General features: G+C 38.3%; 15 protein-coding genes and 3 tRNA genes. 10 read left to right on the top strand and 8 right to left on the bottom strand.

Going from position 1 to position 18,269, the window contains the following annotated elements; all coding sequences use genetic code 11:
* The first annotated feature begins 249 nt into the window (after positions 1 to 249).
* The 4 genes from ACTB0Y_RS04055 to ACTB0Y_RS04040 are packed head-to-tail and all read left to right on the top strand — an operon-like array spanning position 250 to position 2,858.
* Positions 250 to 1,125 carry a YicC/YloC family endoribonuclease gene (locus ACTB0Y_RS04055; RefSeq protein WP_463205518.1) on the top strand — a complete coding sequence of 292 codons (876 nt, stop codon included), beginning with the start codon at positions 250 to 252 and terminating at the stop codon, positions 1,123 to 1,125.
* 2 nt (positions 1,126 to 1,127) lie between these two features.
* On the top strand, positions 1,128 to 1,694 hold the full coding sequence (gene gmk / locus ACTB0Y_RS04050) for a guanylate kinase (protein WP_463205517.1): 567 nt from the start codon (positions 1,128 to 1,130) through the stop codon (positions 1,692 to 1,694).
* Positions 1,691 to 2,281, top strand: coding sequence for a nicotinate (nicotinamide) nucleotide adenylyltransferase (nadD, locus tag ACTB0Y_RS04045; protein WP_463205516.1), 591 nt, complete (start codon positions 1,691 to 1,693; stop codon positions 2,279 to 2,281). The genes gmk and nadD overlap by 4 nt, the downstream gene beginning before the upstream one ends.
* 58 nt (positions 2,282 to 2,339) lie before the next feature.
* Positions 2,340 to 2,858, top strand: coding sequence for an HdeD family acid-resistance protein (locus ACTB0Y_RS04040; RefSeq protein WP_463205515.1), 519 nt, complete (start codon positions 2,340 to 2,342; stop codon positions 2,856 to 2,858).
* 82 nt (positions 2,859 to 2,940) lie between these two features.
* On the opposite strand, the gene gyrB is transcribed toward ACTB0Y_RS04040, so the two are convergent.
* From gyrB to ACTB0Y_RS04020, 4 genes are all read right to left on the bottom strand, one after another.
* Positions 2,941 to 4,902: a DNA topoisomerase (ATP-hydrolyzing) subunit B gene (gyrB, locus tag ACTB0Y_RS04035; RefSeq protein WP_463205514.1), complete on the bottom strand. Its 1,962-nt coding sequence runs from the start codon at positions 4,900 to 4,902 to the stop codon at positions 2,941 to 2,943.
* Positions 4,903 to 5,034: 132 nt separating this feature from the next.
* A complete protein-coding gene (locus ACTB0Y_RS04030; RefSeq protein WP_463205513.1) occupies positions 5,035 to 6,705 on the bottom strand; it encodes a TonB-dependent receptor in 1,671 nt (556 codons plus the stop codon).
* A gap of 26 nt (positions 6,706 to 6,731) precedes the next feature.
* On the bottom strand, positions 6,732 to 9,839 hold the full coding sequence (locus tag ACTB0Y_RS04025; protein ID WP_463205512.1) for a tetratricopeptide repeat protein: 3,108 nt from the start codon (positions 9,837 to 9,839) through the stop codon (positions 6,732 to 6,734).
* Between the two features lie 190 nt (positions 9,840 to 10,029).
* A complete protein-coding gene (locus ACTB0Y_RS04020; RefSeq protein ID WP_463205511.1) occupies positions 10,030 to 11,202 on the bottom strand; it encodes a hypothetical protein in 1,173 nt (390 codons plus the stop codon).
* Between the two features lie 45 nt (positions 11,203 to 11,247).
* Here ACTB0Y_RS04020 and ACTB0Y_RS04015 point away from each other — a divergent pair, with 45 nt between their 5' ends.
* On the top strand, positions 11,248 to 12,066 hold the full coding sequence (locus ACTB0Y_RS04015; protein WP_463205510.1) for a hypothetical protein: 819 nt from the start codon (positions 11,248 to 11,250) through the stop codon (positions 12,064 to 12,066).
* A 2-nt stretch (positions 12,067 to 12,068) separates the two neighbouring features.
* On the opposite strand, the gene ACTB0Y_RS04010 is transcribed toward ACTB0Y_RS04015, so the two are convergent.
* A complete protein-coding gene (locus ACTB0Y_RS04010) occupies positions 12,069 to 12,911 on the bottom strand; it encodes a hypothetical protein (RefSeq protein ID WP_463205509.1) in 843 nt (280 codons plus the stop codon).
* A gap of 158 nt (positions 12,912 to 13,069) precedes the next feature.
* Here ACTB0Y_RS04010 and ACTB0Y_RS04005 point away from each other — a divergent pair, with 158 nt between their 5' ends.
* Positions 13,070 to 14,197, top strand: a complete 1,128-nt coding sequence (locus ACTB0Y_RS04005; RefSeq protein ID WP_463205508.1) for a glycosyltransferase family 4 protein — start codon at positions 13,070 to 13,072, stop codon at positions 14,195 to 14,197.
* 24 nt (positions 14,198 to 14,221) lie between these two features.
* Positions 14,222 to 16,042: an ABC transporter ATP-binding protein gene (locus tag ACTB0Y_RS04000; RefSeq protein WP_463205506.1), complete on the top strand. Its 1,821-nt coding sequence runs from the start codon at positions 14,222 to 14,224 to the stop codon at positions 16,040 to 16,042.
* A gap of 87 nt (positions 16,043 to 16,129) precedes the next feature.
* On the opposite strand, the gene ACTB0Y_RS03995 is transcribed toward ACTB0Y_RS04000, so the two are convergent.
* The 3 genes from ACTB0Y_RS03995 to ACTB0Y_RS03985 all read right to left on the bottom strand — a co-directional run bounded on the left by ACTB0Y_RS03995 (position 16,130) and on the right by ACTB0Y_RS03985 (position 17,149).
* Complete coding sequence (locus ACTB0Y_RS03995; RefSeq protein WP_463205504.1) at positions 16,130 to 16,582, bottom strand: cold-shock protein; 453 nt, start codon at positions 16,580 to 16,582, stop codon at positions 16,130 to 16,132.
* A 91-nt stretch (positions 16,583 to 16,673) separates the two neighbouring features.
* Complete coding sequence (locus ACTB0Y_RS03990; protein ID WP_463205503.1) at positions 16,674 to 16,874, bottom strand: cold-shock protein; 201 nt, start codon at positions 16,872 to 16,874, stop codon at positions 16,674 to 16,676.
* 14 nt (positions 16,875 to 16,888) lie between these two features.
* Complete coding sequence (locus ACTB0Y_RS03985) at positions 16,889 to 17,149, bottom strand: RNA recognition motif domain-containing protein (RefSeq protein ID WP_463205502.1); 261 nt, start codon at positions 17,147 to 17,149, stop codon at positions 16,889 to 16,891.
* Between the two features lie 580 nt (positions 17,150 to 17,729).
* Here ACTB0Y_RS03985 and ACTB0Y_RS03980 point away from each other — a divergent pair.
* From ACTB0Y_RS03980 to ACTB0Y_RS03970, 3 genes are all read left to right on the top strand, one after another.
* Positions 17,730 to 17,802: transfer RNA gene (locus ACTB0Y_RS03980), tRNA-Gly, on the top strand.
* A gap of 165 nt (positions 17,803 to 17,967) precedes the next feature.
* Positions 17,968 to 18,050 (top strand) — tRNA-Tyr (locus ACTB0Y_RS03975).
* Between the two features lie 136 nt (positions 18,051 to 18,186).
* Positions 18,187 to 18,259 (top strand) — tRNA-Gly (locus ACTB0Y_RS03970).
* The last annotated feature ends 10 nt before the right edge of the window (positions 18,260 to 18,269 follow it).

Here is an 18,269-nt window from a genome sequence, read left to right as displayed (position 1 = left end):
TTTGCCATTTTTTTGACAAATACACCTAGGCATTTCACACACTAAAATACTATTAATCAATCACTGTACAAAGGAAATAGGCGAGTTTTATCAAATTTTGCTCTATTTTTTAAATGCGTTTGCCCTGGGCAACTAACTGAAAATTTTACAATACAAGACTAATACAAAACAAGATATAATTATGAAAAGATAAGTCAGCACAAGCGATTGTGTAGGATTTTACTATATTTGAACCCAAATTTACGTGTTATGATGTATTCAATGACTGGTTACGGACGTATTGTCAAAGATATCCCGGGCAAAAAAGTTACAATAGAAGTTAAAACACTCAACAGCAAACAATTTGACCTGAGTGTTCGTGTGCCCAGTTACTACCGCGAAAAGGAGCTGGAAATCAGGAACAAAATTGCGCAGAAGCTTTTCAGAGGAAAAATTGACTTTTCCATGTATGTTGAACTTGTCGATGAAAAGACCAATAGTACAATCAATGAGCCAGTGTACAAAGCATACTTTCAGCAACTTTCAAGGGTTTATGACAGTATGGGTATAAATATGCCCAATGAAGCGGTTACAGAAATTCTGCGGTTACCCGATGTACTCTCGGCAACACATGATGAGTTGGACCCTGAAGAATGGAAAGAAATTGAAAAAATCCTTACCGATGCCCTGGAACAGTGCAATCAATATCGCCTGCAGGAAGGTGAAGCCATGTATAATGACTTAAAAGGACGAATTGAAACAATTCAGCAGTTACTGACAGAAGTGGGCCCGGTAGAAGAAGAGCGCATTAAACATATTAAAACACGAATAAAAAATAAGCTGGACGAATTTATAGATCCAGAAAAAGTGGATGAAAACCGTTTTGAACAGGAACTTGTGCATTTTCTGGATAAACTCGATGTAAACGAAGAAATGGTAAGGCTTGATAACCATTGCAAATATTTTCTAAAAACTATGGATGAAAATGATCCGGTAGGAAAGAAACTTGGTTTTATTACACAGGAAATAGGCCGGGAAATAAATACATTGGGGTCAAAAGCCAATGATGCTCAAATGCAAAAGTTGGTAGTGCATATGAAAGATCAATTAGAAAAAATCAAGGAACAAGCGCTGAATATTTTGTAAATATGAGTAAAGGAAAACTCCTAATTATCTCTGCACCATCGGGCAGTGGAAAAACTACTTTGGTTCAACACTTAATGAAGGAACTTGAAGAACTTGAATTTTCTGTGTCTGCAACCAGCAGGAAGCCCCGTGGACAAGAACAAGATAAAAAAGATTATTATTTCTTATCTGTTGATGACTTTAAAAACAGAATTGCGCAAAATGGCTTTGTAGAATGGGAAGAGGTTTATGAAGGCCGATTCTATGGTACCCTGAAATCTGAGGTTAAGCGCATCAGGGAATTAGGCAAAACAGTGGTGTTTGATGTTGATGTAGTTGGAGGGCTCAATATTAAAAAATTATACGGCGACGAAGCCCTGGCCCTGTTCATTCAGCCACCATCAACAGAAGAATTAAAAAAAAGATTAAAAAGCCGTGGTACAGACCACCCGCATGAAATAGAGTGTCGCATAGCTAAAGCTGAAAAAGAAATGAGCTATGCCAGTAAATTTGATCGCATAATAATCAATGACAATCTTGTAAGAGCTCAAAAAGAGATACTTGAAACAGTGAAAGCATTTTTGCAATGAACAAGCGAAATCCCCACATAATCGGACTTTTTTTCGGCTCATTCAATCCTATACATATCGGGCACATGGCTCTGGCAAACTATATGGTGGAATACAGCATGATGAAAGAGTTGTGGTTTGTTGTTTCACCACAATCACCCTTTAAAACAAATTCAACATTACTCGACAATTTCGATCGTCTGGAAATGGTACACAGGGCAATTAATGATGATTCACGTTTTAAAGTGTCTGATATTGAATTTAATATGCCCGTTCCCTCCTACACTATCGACACGTTAACCTATTTAACAGAGAAATATCCTCATAAACATTTTGCACTCATCATTGGAGCTGATAATTTATTCCACTTTCACAAATGGAAAAACTATCAGCAATTGCAAGACAACTACACTATTTTTGTTTATCCAAGACGAGGTTTTCCTAAAGAGCAATGTCCTGATTTTCCAAACATGCATTGGATAGAAGCACCAATCATTGAAATTTCATCGAGTTTTGTCCGCAAAGCTATATCTCAAAATAAAGATATGCGTTTCTTTCTTCCTCCAAAAGTCTGGGAATATATTGATGAAATGAACTTTTACCATTAACTTTCGGTTATAAACATTGTGAACCTTAATTAATTATTCAAGATAAAACTTTATTATCATGATTTACACGCCCAATAACCCACCGAATCGAACATTACAAATAGTTTTAAGCATTCTTTGGATTGTACTAGGCATTTGGATTCTGAGTGAACCCTCACGAGCCATGGTTTCAATCATTCGTTTTGTTGGCATTGCCATGATTGTGTCGGCTGTTATGGTTTTTATTTTTTCAGGGCGTAGCGATAATATTATGATTCAACGCCTCCGTACCGGTGGGGCTTTGGTAAATGCAGCCCTTGGATTAGTCTTTTTAATTAGCCCACAGGTTATTGTAAGTTTCTTTCTTTTTATTGTAGGCTTATTATTATTGATAATAGGTTTCATGGGTGCTTCTCAGTCTTACAGGTTTCAAGGTACAATTATGAGTTTTGCTTTTTTTCGAAATTTACTTTTAATACTGATTGGATTTTTAATGTTACTGGATCCATTTGATAGTGCCAGTGCTATTACCTGGATGATTGGATTGGCTGCAATTGTATTTGGGATTTTCAATCTAACCGCTAGGCTTTCGAAATAGTAGAAAACCGCTGTTTTTTTATGAATAAAAAAACCGCCGGAAAAATATTCTTCCGGCGGTTAAGATGTTTAATACGACTCTGTTAAGCGTCGATATTGGCATATTTTGCATGCGACTGAATAAATTCACGTCTGGGTGGCACGTCGTCGCCCATAAGCATGGCAAAAATGTGATCTGCTTCTGCAGCATTTTCGATGGTTACCTGACGCAACTTTCTGAATTCAGGGTCCATTGTGGTTTCCCAGAGCTGCTCACTATTCATCTCACCCAAACCTTTATAGCGTTGTATATGGATATTCGCTTCGCTACCATCTCCGTATTTTTCAGCAAACACTGCCCGTTCTTCCTCACTCCATGCATACTGGATATTTTTGTTTTTGCGCAGCAAATAGAGCGGAGGTGTTGCTATGTACAAATACCCTCTTTTTATAAGCTCTTTCATATAACGAAAGAAAAAGGTCATAATTAGTGTTGAAATGTGGCTACCATCAACGTCGGCATCACACATAATAATTACTTTATGATACCTGATTTTATCGAGGTTTAATGCTTTAGAATCCTCATCAGTACCGATGGTTACACCAAGTGCGGTAAAAATATTTTTGATTTCATCATTCTCAAAAACTTTGTGCTGCATGGCCTTTTCAACATTCAGGATTTTACCCCGCAATGGCAGAATAGCCTGAAAATGGCGATCGCGGCCTTGCTTAGCTGTACCGCCCGCAGAATCACCCTCAACGAGAAAAATTTCAGCCTTTTCCGGGTCTCTACCTGAGCAGTCGGCTAGTTTTCCGGGCAATCCGGCACCAGTCATAGCAGATTTGCGCTGTACCATTTCACGGGCTTTGCGTGCTGCATGACGTGCCTGAGCAGCAACAACTACTTTGTTGACTATAATTTTGGCATCTTTGGGATTTTCCTCCAAATAATTAGCCAGCATTTCACTTACTGCCTGATCTACTGCTAAGCTTACGTCAGAGTTACCCAATTTGGTTTTTGTCTGCCCCTCGAACTGAGGCTCAGCGACTTTAACTGAAACAACGGCAGTTAATCCTTCACGGAAATCATCGCCGGCAATCTCAAATTTCAGCTTATCCAACATACCGGAGTCAACCGCATAATTTTTAAGTGTGCGAGTTAAGCCTCTCCTGAAACCTGTGAGGTGGGTACCACCTTCAATAGTATTAATATTATTCACATAGGAATGAATATTTTCATTAAAAGAACTGTTGTACTGCATAGCTACTTCTACTGGTACACTATTCTTCTCTGTAGAAATATGAATAATATCATTGGTAAGCTTATCTCTTGAATTGTCAAGGAACTGAACAAATTCAGGTAATCCCAAATCGGAATAAAAGTCACTACTTTTATAATTGTCGTCCTCGTCTGTTTCGCGTTCATCGATCAATTTCAGATGAATACCGGCATTGAGGAAAGCGAGTTCACGAAGACGAGCCGACAAAATTTCGTACTTATACTCTGTGATGATAAAAATACTGTCATCGGGTTTAAAAGTAATGATGGTACCTGATTTCTCAGTCTGACCAACGGCTTTGACATTTTCCTGCGGAACTCCAATTTTATACTCCTGTGCCCATATCTGGCCTTCCCTGTGAATCTCTGCTTTTAAATCACTCGAAAGTGCATTTACGCAAGAAACTCCTACACCGTGCAAACCACCTGAAACCTTATATGAGTCCTTGTTAAATTTACCACCGGCATGTAAAACAGTCATTACAACTTCCAGTGCTGATTTATTCTCCTTCGTGTGCTTGGTAACGGGAATACCTCTTCCGTTATCACGCACAGTCACGGCGTTATCTTTATGTATGGTAACCTCTATATAGTCGCAATATCCGCCAAGGGCCTCATCAATAGAATTATCGACTACTTCGTATACGAGGTGGTGTAATCCTTTTTCACTTACATCGCCAATATACATTGCAGGGCGCATGCGCACTGCTTCCAATCCTTCGAGGACCTGAATACTCTCTGCAGAATAATCTTCCTGTCCTTTTCTTATTCTTTCCTGCTCGGTCATGAGTCAATACTTTGAATTAATAATACCTAAACTTTTTGTAATGCAAAAAGTATACAAATATACCGATTTTAAGCGGATTATAAGCTTTTTAAAAGGGGTAATTAAACCTGTTTTATCAACAAGTAATCAACACTAAAAACGATAGGATACACCGGCCATAAACTGAAATCCTAAGAGCCTGTAATTGAGCCACTCATATCGCTTTTGTGCCAGGAGATTTTTAAATTGTACAAAAGCAGATAAATAATGATTATATCGATACTCTCCGCCTATGTTAATATCGAAAATATCTTTCAGTTTTTGGTCACCATTTTGCCAATCATGGGCATACCTTTCTCCTTTATAAAACAGGTCTGACGTGAGCACTATTTTATCTTTGAGATTATAACGCACATGTGCGTTAATTTCATACACTGGTTTATAATATGCATGTTTGAGTGTATCGAGCGAATATTGGTTATAAGCAGCCTGTACCAGCACGTTAAACACCTCAGATTTTTTCCAGCTCACCTCGGCCAGCATGCGCAAATGGCGCATATTATCATAAATAACCCCAAAATACTGAACTGCAGTACTGTCTGAGGCATCTGCATAAAAATACTGATCCTTAATATCTTTCCATGTTACATTCATATTGAAGCCAAACCTTGAACTTACATTTCCACGCAACCCACCGCTAATAATTTGTCTTTGGTTTGTGGGTTTTACATAAAGCGAAGGGTCGATAAAATGATTCTCATCAATAATCTGCTGGAAAGTATTTAACTTATAATTACCTGTATACTCAAAATAGGGTACCATAATGAAACTCACTATGTTATAATGCAGCTTAACATCCGGATAAAACATATATTCAGTGGTTTTTTGGTCGTAAGTAGTATTAACTCCTGCCTGAATACGCCATTTGCGACCAAAAGCGCCCAACCAAGGGTTAAAATCCACAAAAACATGTTCCAGTGTGTCAAACATGCCTTGATTCTGAATGTAATGAATCTCGCCGCTCGTACCAATGAATTGGTGATTGAAATAATAATCGAGGTCTGCCCCGATATCTGTTTTATCCTCCTTGGTATCACCATGCCCGTTTGTATGTCTGAAACGTGCATATAACTTATAATTCAGCTGGGAAGAATCCATATGTGTGGAATTGATACCCATTTGCATGGCAAACCTATTGAGAGGCTGTGCGGTCATATCTTTTTTCTCATACTCTGTATTTTCCACATCCTCCAATGGGTTATCCAACGTTCGTCCGTAGTAATAGGTTTTTCGATTCAAAAAATCAATATTGGCATAAGCAACTGCACTGGGAAACATTCTTTGCCCATAGGCCCCCAGCTGATTTCGGCTGTAACCGGCAAACTGTTTGTTGCCGTATTGATTCTTTATTTTCCCATTGACTGATTCATGCTGAAAATAGGCATTCCAGTGATAATTTTTTGATCTTAAACTATGTACTCTGGCTTCGAACAATGGACTGGCATAATTCCCAAAGCCTCCCAAAACATATCCACGTTCCAGCAGCGAAGGCTCTTCGCCTTTTAACCTTGCCGGTTTAATGCGCTCCGGCTGAAAAGATGACTGAAATGGTTTAGGTTGTATTTCATAGTCGAACTGTACATTTATGGTGGTTGTATCATGAATAATCGGCATTTTCGAAATCTTATATGCATCTTTAATTGCCGGTTCATAGGGCCTGACAACACTTACTTTACTCTGGGCATTTAGCGTTAGGGCTCCGAAAACAAATAAAACCATTGTTATACTACGGTAATTGTATTCTAATAATCTTTTAGCGTTCATATGGCGATTGTTTCTCAACATAATTACTATTTCAATTGGGTTGTATCCACTTTTGAGCCAGGTCCAAGCTGCAATTCAAGGTCGCCCTCTTTGCCTGTTTGAAATTTCTCATCCTCAGAGGTGGTGATTTTTTCCAACCTTTGTTCTGCTTCCTCAACGATACCGTCATCCTGTATGGCGTAATTGTCAACTATACTTTGCAAATAGGCCTTGGCCTGAAAACTTTTATCAGATTCGCGGTAAATGCGTGCCAAAAGCAGGAATGACTTTCCTAACCAATATTGATGGGGTGTACCATTTTTTATAAAACTTTGAATTTCGTTTTCAGCCAAAGCTGTTTTTCCTGCTTCATATTCCAGCCGCGCCACTGCATATTTTGATTGTGCTCCTTGTGCTGTTTGGGGATTTTGCGCCACAAGTCGGTATTGCACCAATGCTTCCTTGTCTCTGCCCAATTTTTCAAGGGCGCGGGCCCTGTTGAAGCGCGCCTCCCTTGCAATTTCTTCGGGTAATTTCTCAGTAATTAAGATTTGCGAGGCAGCCTGCTCAACTTTCTTATAATCATCTAATTTAAGCGCAGCACGCATTTGCCCTACCCTTGACTCCATTAACATCCGCTTATTTGAGGCTATAGGTTCAAGCCGGTTGTAATATTCCCATGCTAATTCAGGTTGCTCTTTATCTCGATATATGGTAGCAAGATTGTACAGCGAAGTTTCGGTAAAGCTATTCTGTGGCTTTTTAATCACATATTTGTAATGAGGTATGGCTTTATCTAACTCCTCATCATTGAAAAGGCTTTGTGCCATATAAAAATGAGCTTTCAATGTAAACTGACCATCGGCAAAGCGAGCAAGGTAATCGCTGAACAATTGTCGGCTATGCTCTGATTCTCCATTCAAATAAGCCTTTTCGGCTGAGAGATATAATAGTGAATCTTGTTCATTAGATGATATGTCAATATCACGGTTTTTAGCATATGCGAAATACTCATCTACCTTATTCTGATCGAGGTAAATATTCTTAAGTGCAACCAAAGCCTCTCCATATTCATCGCTGCCCTTATGATGCTCTATGAGGTACTTAAAGTGCGACGCAGCTTTTTCATTATCCCCCATATTGAAATACATCAACCCCGCCTGTAAGTGACTTTTTTTCATGTAGTTGCTTCTGGGATACTCGAGGATTAATTTTTCGAATTGCGCTATACCTTTTGCGGGTTTGTTTAATTGAATATATGCCTGTCCTGTTTCAAAAAGAGCATCATCGGCCAAAAGAGAAGATTCACGGGTCGTCAGGGGAATGAGGACATCTATTTTTTGCTCATAATTATGTAAAACACCAGCAGTGAATCCTTGTTGGAATATGGCATAATCATTCTCTTCTACCGGAATGTTTGTAGCATCTTTATAAGCCAGAAAGGCCTGATTGTATTTACGCTGCACAAAATAGCTGTCGCCGAGGCGAATAGTAGCATCATACAATATTCGGGTTATTGCACTATCGGCATTGTCAATATATTTCCGAAACCAGATTGAAGCCGGGTTATAATCAGCTTGCTTAAAATAGCAATAAGCCACATTGTAATTGGTTAAATTATAATACGATGTGCTGTATGCACCTGGGGTAGTCAGATATTGCTTATAATGCTGAATAGCCTCATCATATTGCTTTTCGCGAAAAAGACACTCTGCTTTCCAATAGCGGGCCAAAGAAATCAGCCGGGCATCATTACCTCCGGCTCCAAGTGATTTATCAAACAAGGAGATAGCATCAGCGTATTTCAAATTGTTGTAGAGCTCGATTCCTCTGTAAAAAGCCACTTTTTGCAAGGCATTAGTAATCTGGCGGTTTTTCTTCGAAATCTTATCAATAGATTCGAGGGCTCTGCGATAATTTTTACTGGTCATGTAAACATCTACCAGATAATTATAAATCATATCGCTTCGGTCAGTATTGTTATACTGGTCTAAGTAACTGTGAAAAATACGAATGGTCTCATCGAAAGGGGCAAAAGAGAGCTCGTAGGTCAATTTAGCATAATTGAAAAGGGCATCTTCTTTTATTTTTTTGTTGAACGACATTCGTGAAGCACTCCCAAATGCCAGGTGTGCATTTTTTTTATCACCCATTTTCAGGTAACTGTCCGCCATATGATAATTGGCATTTTGCGACAAGCTATCATTTTTACTGGTAATTAAGCTGAAGTTATTTGCTGCTTTCTGGTGTTCACCGGTTTTATAATATGAATAAGCCAATTGATATAAATCGTAACGCTTAAAATTATCCGTAGCTTCTTTATAGGATTCGAGGTATACGCGGGCACTGTCGTAATTGGCTTGCTTAAACCATGCATTTCCCAACATGCGTTGCATTTCTGCTTTACGTTTTGGGGTTACTTCATTCATGATGGTGGGCACATAACTGATGACCTTTTCATATTTCTGTTGTAAAAAATAAATATGAGCCATATAGTAAGGTACAACAGGCGCAAATGTCGGGTCCTCTTTCAGAGCTTTAAATCCTTTAAGGGCTGTTTCATAATTTCCTCGTGTATACTCGATATGCGAATAATAATAAACTCCCGGGCCATAATAATCGCTCTCGGGAAAATCGAGTAACTCGTAAAACAATTTATTGGCTTTTTCTTCTTCTTCCAACATCAGGTAGGCGTAGCCCTGTTTAAAATAATACTCACTGCGCTCATGGTGCTCCAGCCGATAGCGTTCAACGCGACCAAACCAGTAAACAGCTGATTCCCATTCGTGCTCATCATACTTATATTGGCCCATGAAGAAACAAGCTCGCTGTATACGCGGACTCTCCGGGTTACGTTTAATAAAATTAACAATTCTATATTCAGCGTCCTGATGATCAAGTTCAAGCGCACTTACAGCTGCATAAAATTCAGCATCGGCAGAAATATCATTGAACCCAATACGCTCATGGTAAAGCACAATTTCATCGAAAATTTGCAAGGCTGAACCGTACAATTCTTTTTCGAAAAGCTCAATACCTTTCATTAATTCTTGCTCTGCAGTAGGTTGGTCGTGCGGAACTTGTGCACTTGTAACGTGGGCTGGCAGTGAAAACACCACGAAAATTGCAAACATTTGAAAATATCGTATGATCATCTTTAATTGTATTTTACAAGCTACCCGGTTTTAACTAAAAATTGAGTTATCATTCTTACGAACTTTTCTTAATTAGAGATATTGTTGAAAAGGGCACCTTTTACTCAAATTAAACTGTAAAAATATTGAAAAGATATGAACAGTCCAATTCAAAACATATTGGCTTATGAAAATATTATTAACAGGCACCTTAATTGAAATTTTTTAGGAAAAACGATTCAGAAAACACAAGATGTATTCCCCAACAATAACTCAAATCTGATTCTTTTAAGTCATAAAAAGCATCTGCTTCAATGGCAAATGTAACACCTTTTTTAACCGGGATTTGCATAGTTAGTCGGCCTTCCAGCAAACGGCGGCGTGGATATAGTTTGCCTGGTGTACTGAATGAATATGCCTGATATATCTTTCTACCTTTTGGTGAAATAAAACGGTAGCCATTCCAATAACCTACTGAAACTATACTGCGTTTATAACCAGCAAATAACCTGGCCAGGCCGGCATGCCCGGCTGAGTATGCCTGCAAATTATTTGTTGTAGCCTCACGGTAGCCCAAATACCAGGCATTTACACCAAGAGACCATGCTCCTGATTTGTAACTATAATTCAAACCGCTTGCGCCATTCATTAGTGTTTCAATCAGAGCATCGGTTGAATCGATCTCTCCTCCCTGATGATGATAAATAAACTGCAATGGTAGAGATAACTTATGGTGCTCATTTTTCACCAAATCGTACTCAATAAGTGATCCATTGGTAAAAACCTCCTGAAACGGATCTCCTTCAAAAATATGGGTTTCCCAGTTGATCCATGATTCCAGATGCAATCTGTTTCTGTTAAACCGAACCTGCAGCCCGCCGGGTGGCTTTCTTGTATAATAAAACTCGGGTTCGTACAGCATCTCGAGCAAACCCAGATTATGGCTGTTGTCGAAGTTTCCAAAGATAATCTCAAGAGCGGGCAATGGATTATATTGAATGCTGTAATAAGGAATTGATTCCACATCATCAATAGACTCACGTCCGTAATACTTCAAAAAATGTCCTCCGAATCGCACACGCAGGTTTTGGGCCGGGTAATACTCCATCAAAAAGCGGCCCCAGAGGCCAATTAATGTATAACCGTCCAGAATGGGCGAAGTATATTCATCGTTGCGAAAAAAGTTGGCATTCTCAATCCGAAAAGAAAGGTCCCGTACTTTTGCAGAATCAAATTGTGGCCAGGTGGATAGATATCGGTAAGACTGTTTTTGTCCGTAAATTTCTCCGTGCAAACAGAAAAAAAGTACCAACAATAAAGCAAAATATGGTTTCATAATTACTTTTATAAGCTCACGGGTGGAAATTAGCCGATGCAAACTCATTATCAGATAATTTTTTGTTAATTTTGCGCACTAAATTAGACAAATATGGACATTTTTTTTCATGTTGGCCTGGGAAAAACAGGATCTACTTACCTACAGCATAAATTTTTCCCTAAACTTAAAGGGATACACTACATTCATCACACCAATTATAAAAAATCCCTTGATATTATCAGTCATAGAAAACATGACCGGTATTTTGTGTCAAGAGAATTTGACAGGCAATTTCTCCAGGAAATAAAGAAGTTTTCAGCCGCATATCCCAACACCTATCCAATTATGGTGCTCCGCAGACAGGACAGCTGGATAGCATCGCAGTACCGGCGCTTTACCAAAAATGGCCGGGGTATCTATTTCAATGAATTTGTTGATATAAAAAACAACAAAGGCCGATGGGATATTGCTGAAATGAATTTTTATGAAAAGATTGAACAACTGGAATCGCATTTTAATAATAAACCTCTGGTTCTGCTATATGATGAGTTAAGAAACGACCCGGAAACTTTCTTCAAAAAAATAGCAGCTTACACGGACACAACATACAACCCGGATGATATTTCACTGGCCCCAAAGCACAAATCATACAATACCACACAGCTTCTTTTGGTACGCAAGGTTTCAAGAAAAATGCTCAAGAAGGTCAGCGAAGAAAGAATGGACCGCACAAAAACCGGAAGACGACTGCGCAAAATTGCTACACATATAATTATGTATTTTCACTGGCTATTACCTAAATCCATGGTAGATGGCGAAGTGCTGATTGATAAAAAAGATTTGGATGCCATCAGGGATTATTTTACGGAGGACTGGCAAAAATGCCTCGATTATATTGAATCCAACACCCCTAAGATTGAGCAAAGTTAAAATTAGAGATAAACCTTTCGGTCTTTACTGGCATACTCAATACATCTTTTCCAATCTTCGGCATATTCCTCATTAATTTTTTGCACAGCTGCTTTGGGCAATACCTTTTTTGCTTTATCCCTGGGCTCAGTTATTCCTGTAAAATAAGCAGTGAGATGCAAAATACCGCCACTGAATTTTTTATACAAAAAACGCAGCGTTTTATTCTTAATACGGGAATGATCGTAATTATACCAGCGATTTAGTTTGCGAACATAATAAAGACTATGCTCACTATATGATTTTTTGACAGTAGAAATTTTTATATCTTCCTTATCATAGGTAGCTCCCACATATTGGGCGATAACTTCTATTGCTTCCCAGGGATAATTTTTGAACTCTTCCTGAAACATAACCAGTGGACGTGAACCATATCGCTCTTCCAACAATACTATTTTATCATAAAACAATAAATGTTTGTGTTGCAACACACCGTTGGTCGATTCCGGATCAAAGTATTCTTCGAAAGATGCTTTGCCATGTTTGCGCAAGTAATACTTATACTTTGATCCAACCCACGAACCATGTTTCCTGAATACCACAATTGGTTTTGCCTGAGGATACTCTGCAGCTATGGTATTCATTTTTCTTGCACCATCTTTACTGTCAAGGTCAAGTTCAATGGACAATAGAACCACAGGCTCCTTTGTGCCTGATATTATACGTTCGTAGTGCTTAAAATCATGTTTTTTTACAAACTGAATGCCATTAAAAACCGGAAAAACATTCCGTTGCAAAAAAGTCGATGCTGTTTTGGGCAATCCTACGTGAAAAAATACCTGTGGACTGGTACGTATACTCGCCATATTAATTCTAAATTTCAGCCACAAAAATAGCATTAAAAAAGGATGTACATGAATTTTTTTAAAAAAAAAGCACTCAGTGAACATAAAACTGAAATTTCAGGGTAAACGAAATAACAATTGCACGTAATTTGCTACTTTTGCGCCAAACAAACCCGGAAATGAATATAAGAACACTTGTAATCAGTTCTTTTAAGGGAAGTGGTATCTCAGACAGAGCCCAAATTGCCTCCATGCTAAAAATGCATGAATATGGTGTAGATTTTCATATATTACTTAACGAAAAATCACCTAAAAAAGACTTTTTTGAGGAAAAAGGTATTCTTACTACTTCGTATACCATTAAAGGAAAAATAGATAAAAAGGCGGTACGTCTAATTAGAGAAATTGTACGAGAACATCGTATAGATATTATTCATTGCTTTAACAATAATGCCACTACAAATGCTGTACAGGCAGCAAGAAAACTAAATATAAAAATAATCAGTTACAGAGGTTTTACAGGCCATGTCCATTGGTACAAGCCTAGTTCCCTAATGAATAATTTACACCCAAGAGTTGCACGTATAGCCTGTGTAAGCAACGCGGTAAGAAACCAGGTAAGAAGTCAGCTGTGGCGCAACAAGAAAAAAGCAATTACAATTTACAAAGGACATGACATTTCGTGGTACCAGAATATAATACCAACAAGCAGAAAAGAGCTTGGAGTACCAGAAAACGCATTTCTAATAGGAATAGTGGCAAACCTGAGACCCATGAAAGGTATCAGGTACTTTATTGATTCAGCAAATCATCTTAAAGGGCATTACGATATACATTTTTTGCTTATTGGCCGCGGAATGGATAGCGATAAAGTGCAGCAGCAAATTAATCAAACACCACTGAAAGATAATTTTCATACATTTGGTTTTCGACAAAATGTACTTAATGATGTAGCAGCTTGTGATGTTGCTGTAAATAGCTCCATTAAAGGAGAAGGATTATCGAAAACTATTATCGAAGCTATGAGTTTGAAAAAACCTGTAATCGCGACCACTGCGGGCGGTAACCCAGAACTGATACGCAATCATGAAACCGGATTATCCATACCTGTTAAAAACCCGGAAGCTATTGCCGATGGGATACTGGAATACAAACACTCTGGTGAATTGCGTCAAAAAATGGCAGAATCCGGGTTTCAACATATTGCAACGCACTTTACTGTTGAGCAAACAGCCAGACAAACAATGGACCTCTATAAGGAATTAAAAACCGAACTTGAGTTAAATTTGAAAGCGAAAAAGAAATAACTTTAGAAAGTAAAAAAATCAATAATGAAATATTTTGGTGAGTTTCTCAAATATGCTTTTCCTTACAAATGGCGATTAGGGTTGAGTGTTTTATTTAACTTTCTTGCTACAATTTTCACACTAGCTTCTTTCGGAATGGCTATTCCCTTTCTGGGAATTCTGTTTAATCAGCAGGAGATCATTAGAGAACCGGTAGAATGGGAGATGACTGCTAAAGCTGTAATGCATAATTTCAATTACTTGCTGAGTAAAGTGCTTATAGAAGAAGGTGCTCACAAGGCGCTTCTTATGGTCAGTTTAATAGTAGTGGTATCTGTCACTTTGAAAAGTATTTTCCATTACCTGGGTAACTATATTATTGTTCCCATGCGCACAGGCATGATACAAGATATTCGAAACAGCCTCTATAAAAAAATCATCTATTTACCCATGAGGTACTTTTCGCAAGAACGTAAAGGAGATTTAATTTCCCGAATGATTGGTGATGTAAAAGAATTGGAAGGCTCTGTAGTTAACTCATTACAAAAGGCTTTAAAATCGCCCATTGAACTATTTGGATATCTTTTTGCACTTTTTGCCATGAGCTCACAACTTACCATTATTGTAATTGTATTACTACCTATTAGTGGGTTTTTAATCAGCCGCCTGGCAAAAAACCTTAGAGGGAAGGCAGTAAAAGGACAAAGAAGACTCGGAAATTTGCTTATTAATATTGAGGAAACCCTTTTCGGGATAAGAATTATTAAGGCATTTACGGCAGAAGAAAAGGTAAAACAACGTTTTCTGAAAGAAAACTCCTCCTATGCACGGATTATGAATAAAGTGTTGTGGAAAAAATTTCTGGCGCATCCCATTAGTGAAACCATGGGTACTTTTGTAATTGTGCTGGTTATGTGGTACGGAGGTAAGATGGTGCTCGATGAGCAAGCCACGCTTGCACCGGAAGAATTTATCACCTACATAATTTTCTTCACTCAGATTCTTACACCCGCCAAATCGTTGTCGAACCTATATTTCGATATTAATAAAGGAATGGCAGCATACGAACGTGTGCGTGAAGTACTTATCGCGGATGAAAGTATAAAAAATGCACCTGGTGCCACAAAAATCGAAACCTTCAAAGAATCCATCCGGTATGAAAATGTATATTTTAGGTACAATACACAAACCGACGTACTCAAAGATATCAATCTCAATATTTCCAAAGGACAAACCGTTGCTATTGTTGGACAAAGCGGTGCAGGAAAATCTACACTGGTTGATTTACTTCCCCGGTTCTACGATATTGACCGAGGTAAAATAAGCATCGACGGCAAAGACCTGAAAAGTTATGATATTAAATCGCTTCGTAACCTTATTGGTATTGTAAGCCAGGAACAAATCCTGTTCAATGATACCATTTTTAATAATATTGCATTTGGTATTGAAGATACTACAGATGAAGAGGTTATGAAAGCGGCAAAAGTAGCCAATGCGCATGAATTTATCGTAAATACTGAAGATGGTTACCAAACCACGATTGGCGATAGAGGAGGTAAGCTTTCAGGCGGACAAAGGCAGCGTATCACCATTGCACGAGCTATTTTAGTCAATCCACCGATTTTAATACTCGACGAAGCAACTTCGGCTCTGGATGCAGAATCAGAGAAATTGGTACAGGAAGCTCTTGATCATTTGATGAAAAACCGTACATCCATAGTTATTGCACACCGACTCTCCACCGTTAAGAACGCTGATTTGGTATGTGTAATGAAAGACGGTGAGATTATCGAATCAGGCAAACATCATGAATTACTCGAAAAAGGTGGACCATTTAAGGAGCTGTATCTACAGCAAATGGAATAAGAATAATTCACGACATAAAATCTTATGGAAGTACAATGCCACAAAATTGAAAAGGCCATCGATAGAAATTGATGGCCTTGTTTAAAATTATCGTATTACTTCGACCCCAACTGCTACAGGGCCTTTTGGTCCTTTTTCGGTCTGAAAAGTAACGATATTATTTTCTTTGATAGGTTCTTTAGTATTTTTCACATGGAAAAAAACACTTTCGTTGGACAGCTTATCTTTAATAAATCCAAATCCTTTATCGTCGTTGTAGTAAGTAACAACTCCTTTGCGAATAAGTTCTTCTTCAGGAAGGTCTTCGTTCTTAGGAATACTGATGTCGATATCTTCCGGATCGATTTCTGTTTTTTCCTTGGGATCAGGTGGAGTGTCAGATAGATTGCCATTTTCATCGACATATGCAATCATATCATCGAGGTTCGAATTGCCGGAGTTTTCTTTTCTTTCTAAACGTTTTTGCTCTTTAGCCTTACGTTTCTTTTCTTTTTTGGTTCTGACTTCTTTCTTATTGTACGTTTCCCGGGATCTTCCCATAATATCCTTTCGTTTAAAATTTAGTTGGAAAAAACCCACTCCAGTTTATCTGAAATGGGTTTCAATATATTCAATTAAAGTTTTTGAAAACTTAGCTCATTGCTTTTACATCAACAGCCATCGGGCCTTTTTCGCCTTGCTTCATTTCAAAAGTTACTTCCTGACCTTCGTCTAAACCCTGATAAGAGTCAACTAAGCCTGTGCGGTGAACAAATACATCGTTACCGTCTTCCATTTCAATAAAACCAAATCCTTTGGTGTCATTGTACCATTTTACTTTTCCTTGTGCCATAGAGTTAAATTCTATTATCCGTTAAAATTTTCTTTTCTTGGACGAGCTTCATTAACAACCATCTCACGTTCTTCGTAAGTGGCGCCATTAAGATCCTCAATAGCTTTGTTTGCTTCGTCTTTGTCTTCCATAGTTACGAATCCAAAGCCTTTGCTTCTACCGCTAAATTTGTCGGTAATAATTTTTGCTGAAGATACGGATCCGTAATCTTCAAATACCTCTTGGAGGTCTGTTTCATTAACCTTGTAATTAAGGTTTCCTACGTAAATGTTCATTGATAAAATAATTAAATTGTTCTTGTTAACTGCAAGCTTTACTTCCTTTAAATACTTGTTGGATAATCTGACATCTGGTGTGAGTAAAAATCCTTACGTATGTATTAGACGGCATCACCCGCAGCTTTTGTTAATTAAGGATTTAAAAATTTTGGCAGATGTGAACTAATAGCGTGAAAGAAATTAGTAACTAAATGCAACATATTCTCAAATCATTTTCAGGTACAAAGATAAGTAATATTTTTGGATTGCACACTTTCAAGACATTTATTTCACTTTTTTTTATCTTTTTTTTTGGTTAAACTTAAATTATACAAAAATAGTGAAATAATATTTTTCTGTAATTCAGCCCAATAGGTTATTTATAGGAGCTGTAGGGCAAAAAAAGCATCATTGCCTTTTGAGATAAAAAATAATGATTTATATTTGCATCCGCGTTAAGCGAAAAGCTCTTTAAAAATGCGAGAATAGCTCAGCTCCGAAAAACAAAAATCTTCGATTTTTATTGTTTTTCGTGAGTCCTCGAAATTTTACGAAAATTGAAAATTTTCTAAATTTCGGGATTGGTAGAGCACGATATGCGAGAATAGCTCAGTTGGTAGAGCACGACCTTGCCAAGGTCGGGGCCGCGGGTTCGAGTCCCGTTTCTCGCTCAGGTTTATTGAAATAGGCGATGATTAATATGGGGTCGCGGGTGCCGCAAAACTTAAAATCTTCGATTTTTTTTTAGTTTTGCGAGCATTCTCGCAACAGAGACAAAATCATAGATTTTGGCTGTTGCGGAATTCGAGTCCCGTTTCTCGCTCAGGTTATTATCAGGGGAGATACCAAAGCGGCCAACTGGGGCAGACTGTAAATCTGCTGGCGTATGCCTTCGGAGGTTCGAATCCTTCTCTCCCCACTTTAACCGACGAAGCATATAGCGAAGTCAGAGTTCGTTGCTTAGGTAAGGTGCTTGTACGCCTTCGCTAAAGCTTCGGAAAAGCCAAAGCTGGCAAACAGGGCTTGTACGCCTTCGCTAAAGCTTCGGCGCACAAGCGGGAGTAGCTCAGCTGATAGAGCATCAGCCTTCCAAGCTGAGGGCCGCGAGTTTGAATCTCGTCTCCCGCTCTACTAAAGC

It is taken from the genome of Salinivirga sp. (assembly GCF_055145285.1).
This window is presented reverse-complemented; position numbering and strand designations above follow the sequence as displayed.

Bases quoted from the DNA above. Each gene is read 5' to 3' on its own strand.
- ACTB0Y_RS04055 (WP_463205518.1), top strand. From the start codon at position 250: ATGATGTATTCAATGACTGGTTACGGACGTATTGTCAAAGATATCCCG.
- gyrB (WP_463205514.1), bottom strand. From the start codon at position 4,902: ATGACCGAGCAGGAAAGAATAAGAAAAGGACAGGAAGATTATTCTGCA.
- ACTB0Y_RS04040 (WP_463205515.1), top strand. From the start codon at position 2,340: ATGATTTACACGCCCAATAACCCACCGAATCGAACATTACAAATAGTT.
- ACTB0Y_RS04000 (WP_463205506.1), top strand. From the start codon at position 14,222: ATGAAATATTTTGGTGAGTTTCTCAAATATGCTTTTCCTTACAAATGG.
- ACTB0Y_RS04030 (WP_463205513.1), bottom strand. From the start codon at position 6,705: ATGAACGCTAAAAGATTATTAGAATACAATTACCGTAGTATAACAATG.
- ACTB0Y_RS04025 (WP_463205512.1), bottom strand. From the start codon at position 9,839: ATGATCATACGATATTTTCAAATGTTTGCAATTTTCGTGGTGTTTTCA.
- ACTB0Y_RS04015 (WP_463205510.1), top strand. From the start codon at position 11,248: ATGGACATTTTTTTTCATGTTGGCCTGGGAAAAACAGGATCTACTTAC.
- gmk (WP_463205517.1), top strand. From the start codon at position 1,128: ATGAGTAAAGGAAAACTCCTAATTATCTCTGCACCATCGGGCAGTGGA.
- nadD (WP_463205516.1), top strand. From the start codon at position 1,691: ATGAACAAGCGAAATCCCCACATAATCGGACTTTTTTTCGGCTCATTC.
- ACTB0Y_RS04020 (WP_463205511.1), bottom strand. From the start codon at position 11,202: ATGAGTTTGCATCGGCTAATTTCCACCCGTGAGCTTATAAAAGTAATT.
- ACTB0Y_RS03995 (WP_463205504.1), bottom strand. From the start codon at position 16,582: ATGGGAAGATCCCGGGAAACGTACAATAAGAAAGAAGTCAGAACCAAA.
- ACTB0Y_RS03985 (WP_463205502.1), bottom strand. From the start codon at position 17,149: ATGAACATTTACGTAGGAAACCTTAATTACAAGGTTAATGAAACAGAC.
- ACTB0Y_RS04010 (WP_463205509.1), bottom strand. From the start codon at position 12,911: ATGGCGAGTATACGTACCAGTCCACAGGTATTTTTTCACGTAGGATTG.
- ACTB0Y_RS03990 (WP_463205503.1), bottom strand. From the start codon at position 16,874: ATGGCACAAGGAAAAGTAAAATGGTACAATGACACCAAAGGATTTGGT.
- ACTB0Y_RS04005 (WP_463205508.1), top strand. From the start codon at position 13,070: ATGAATATAAGAACACTTGTAATCAGTTCTTTTAAGGGAAGTGGTATC.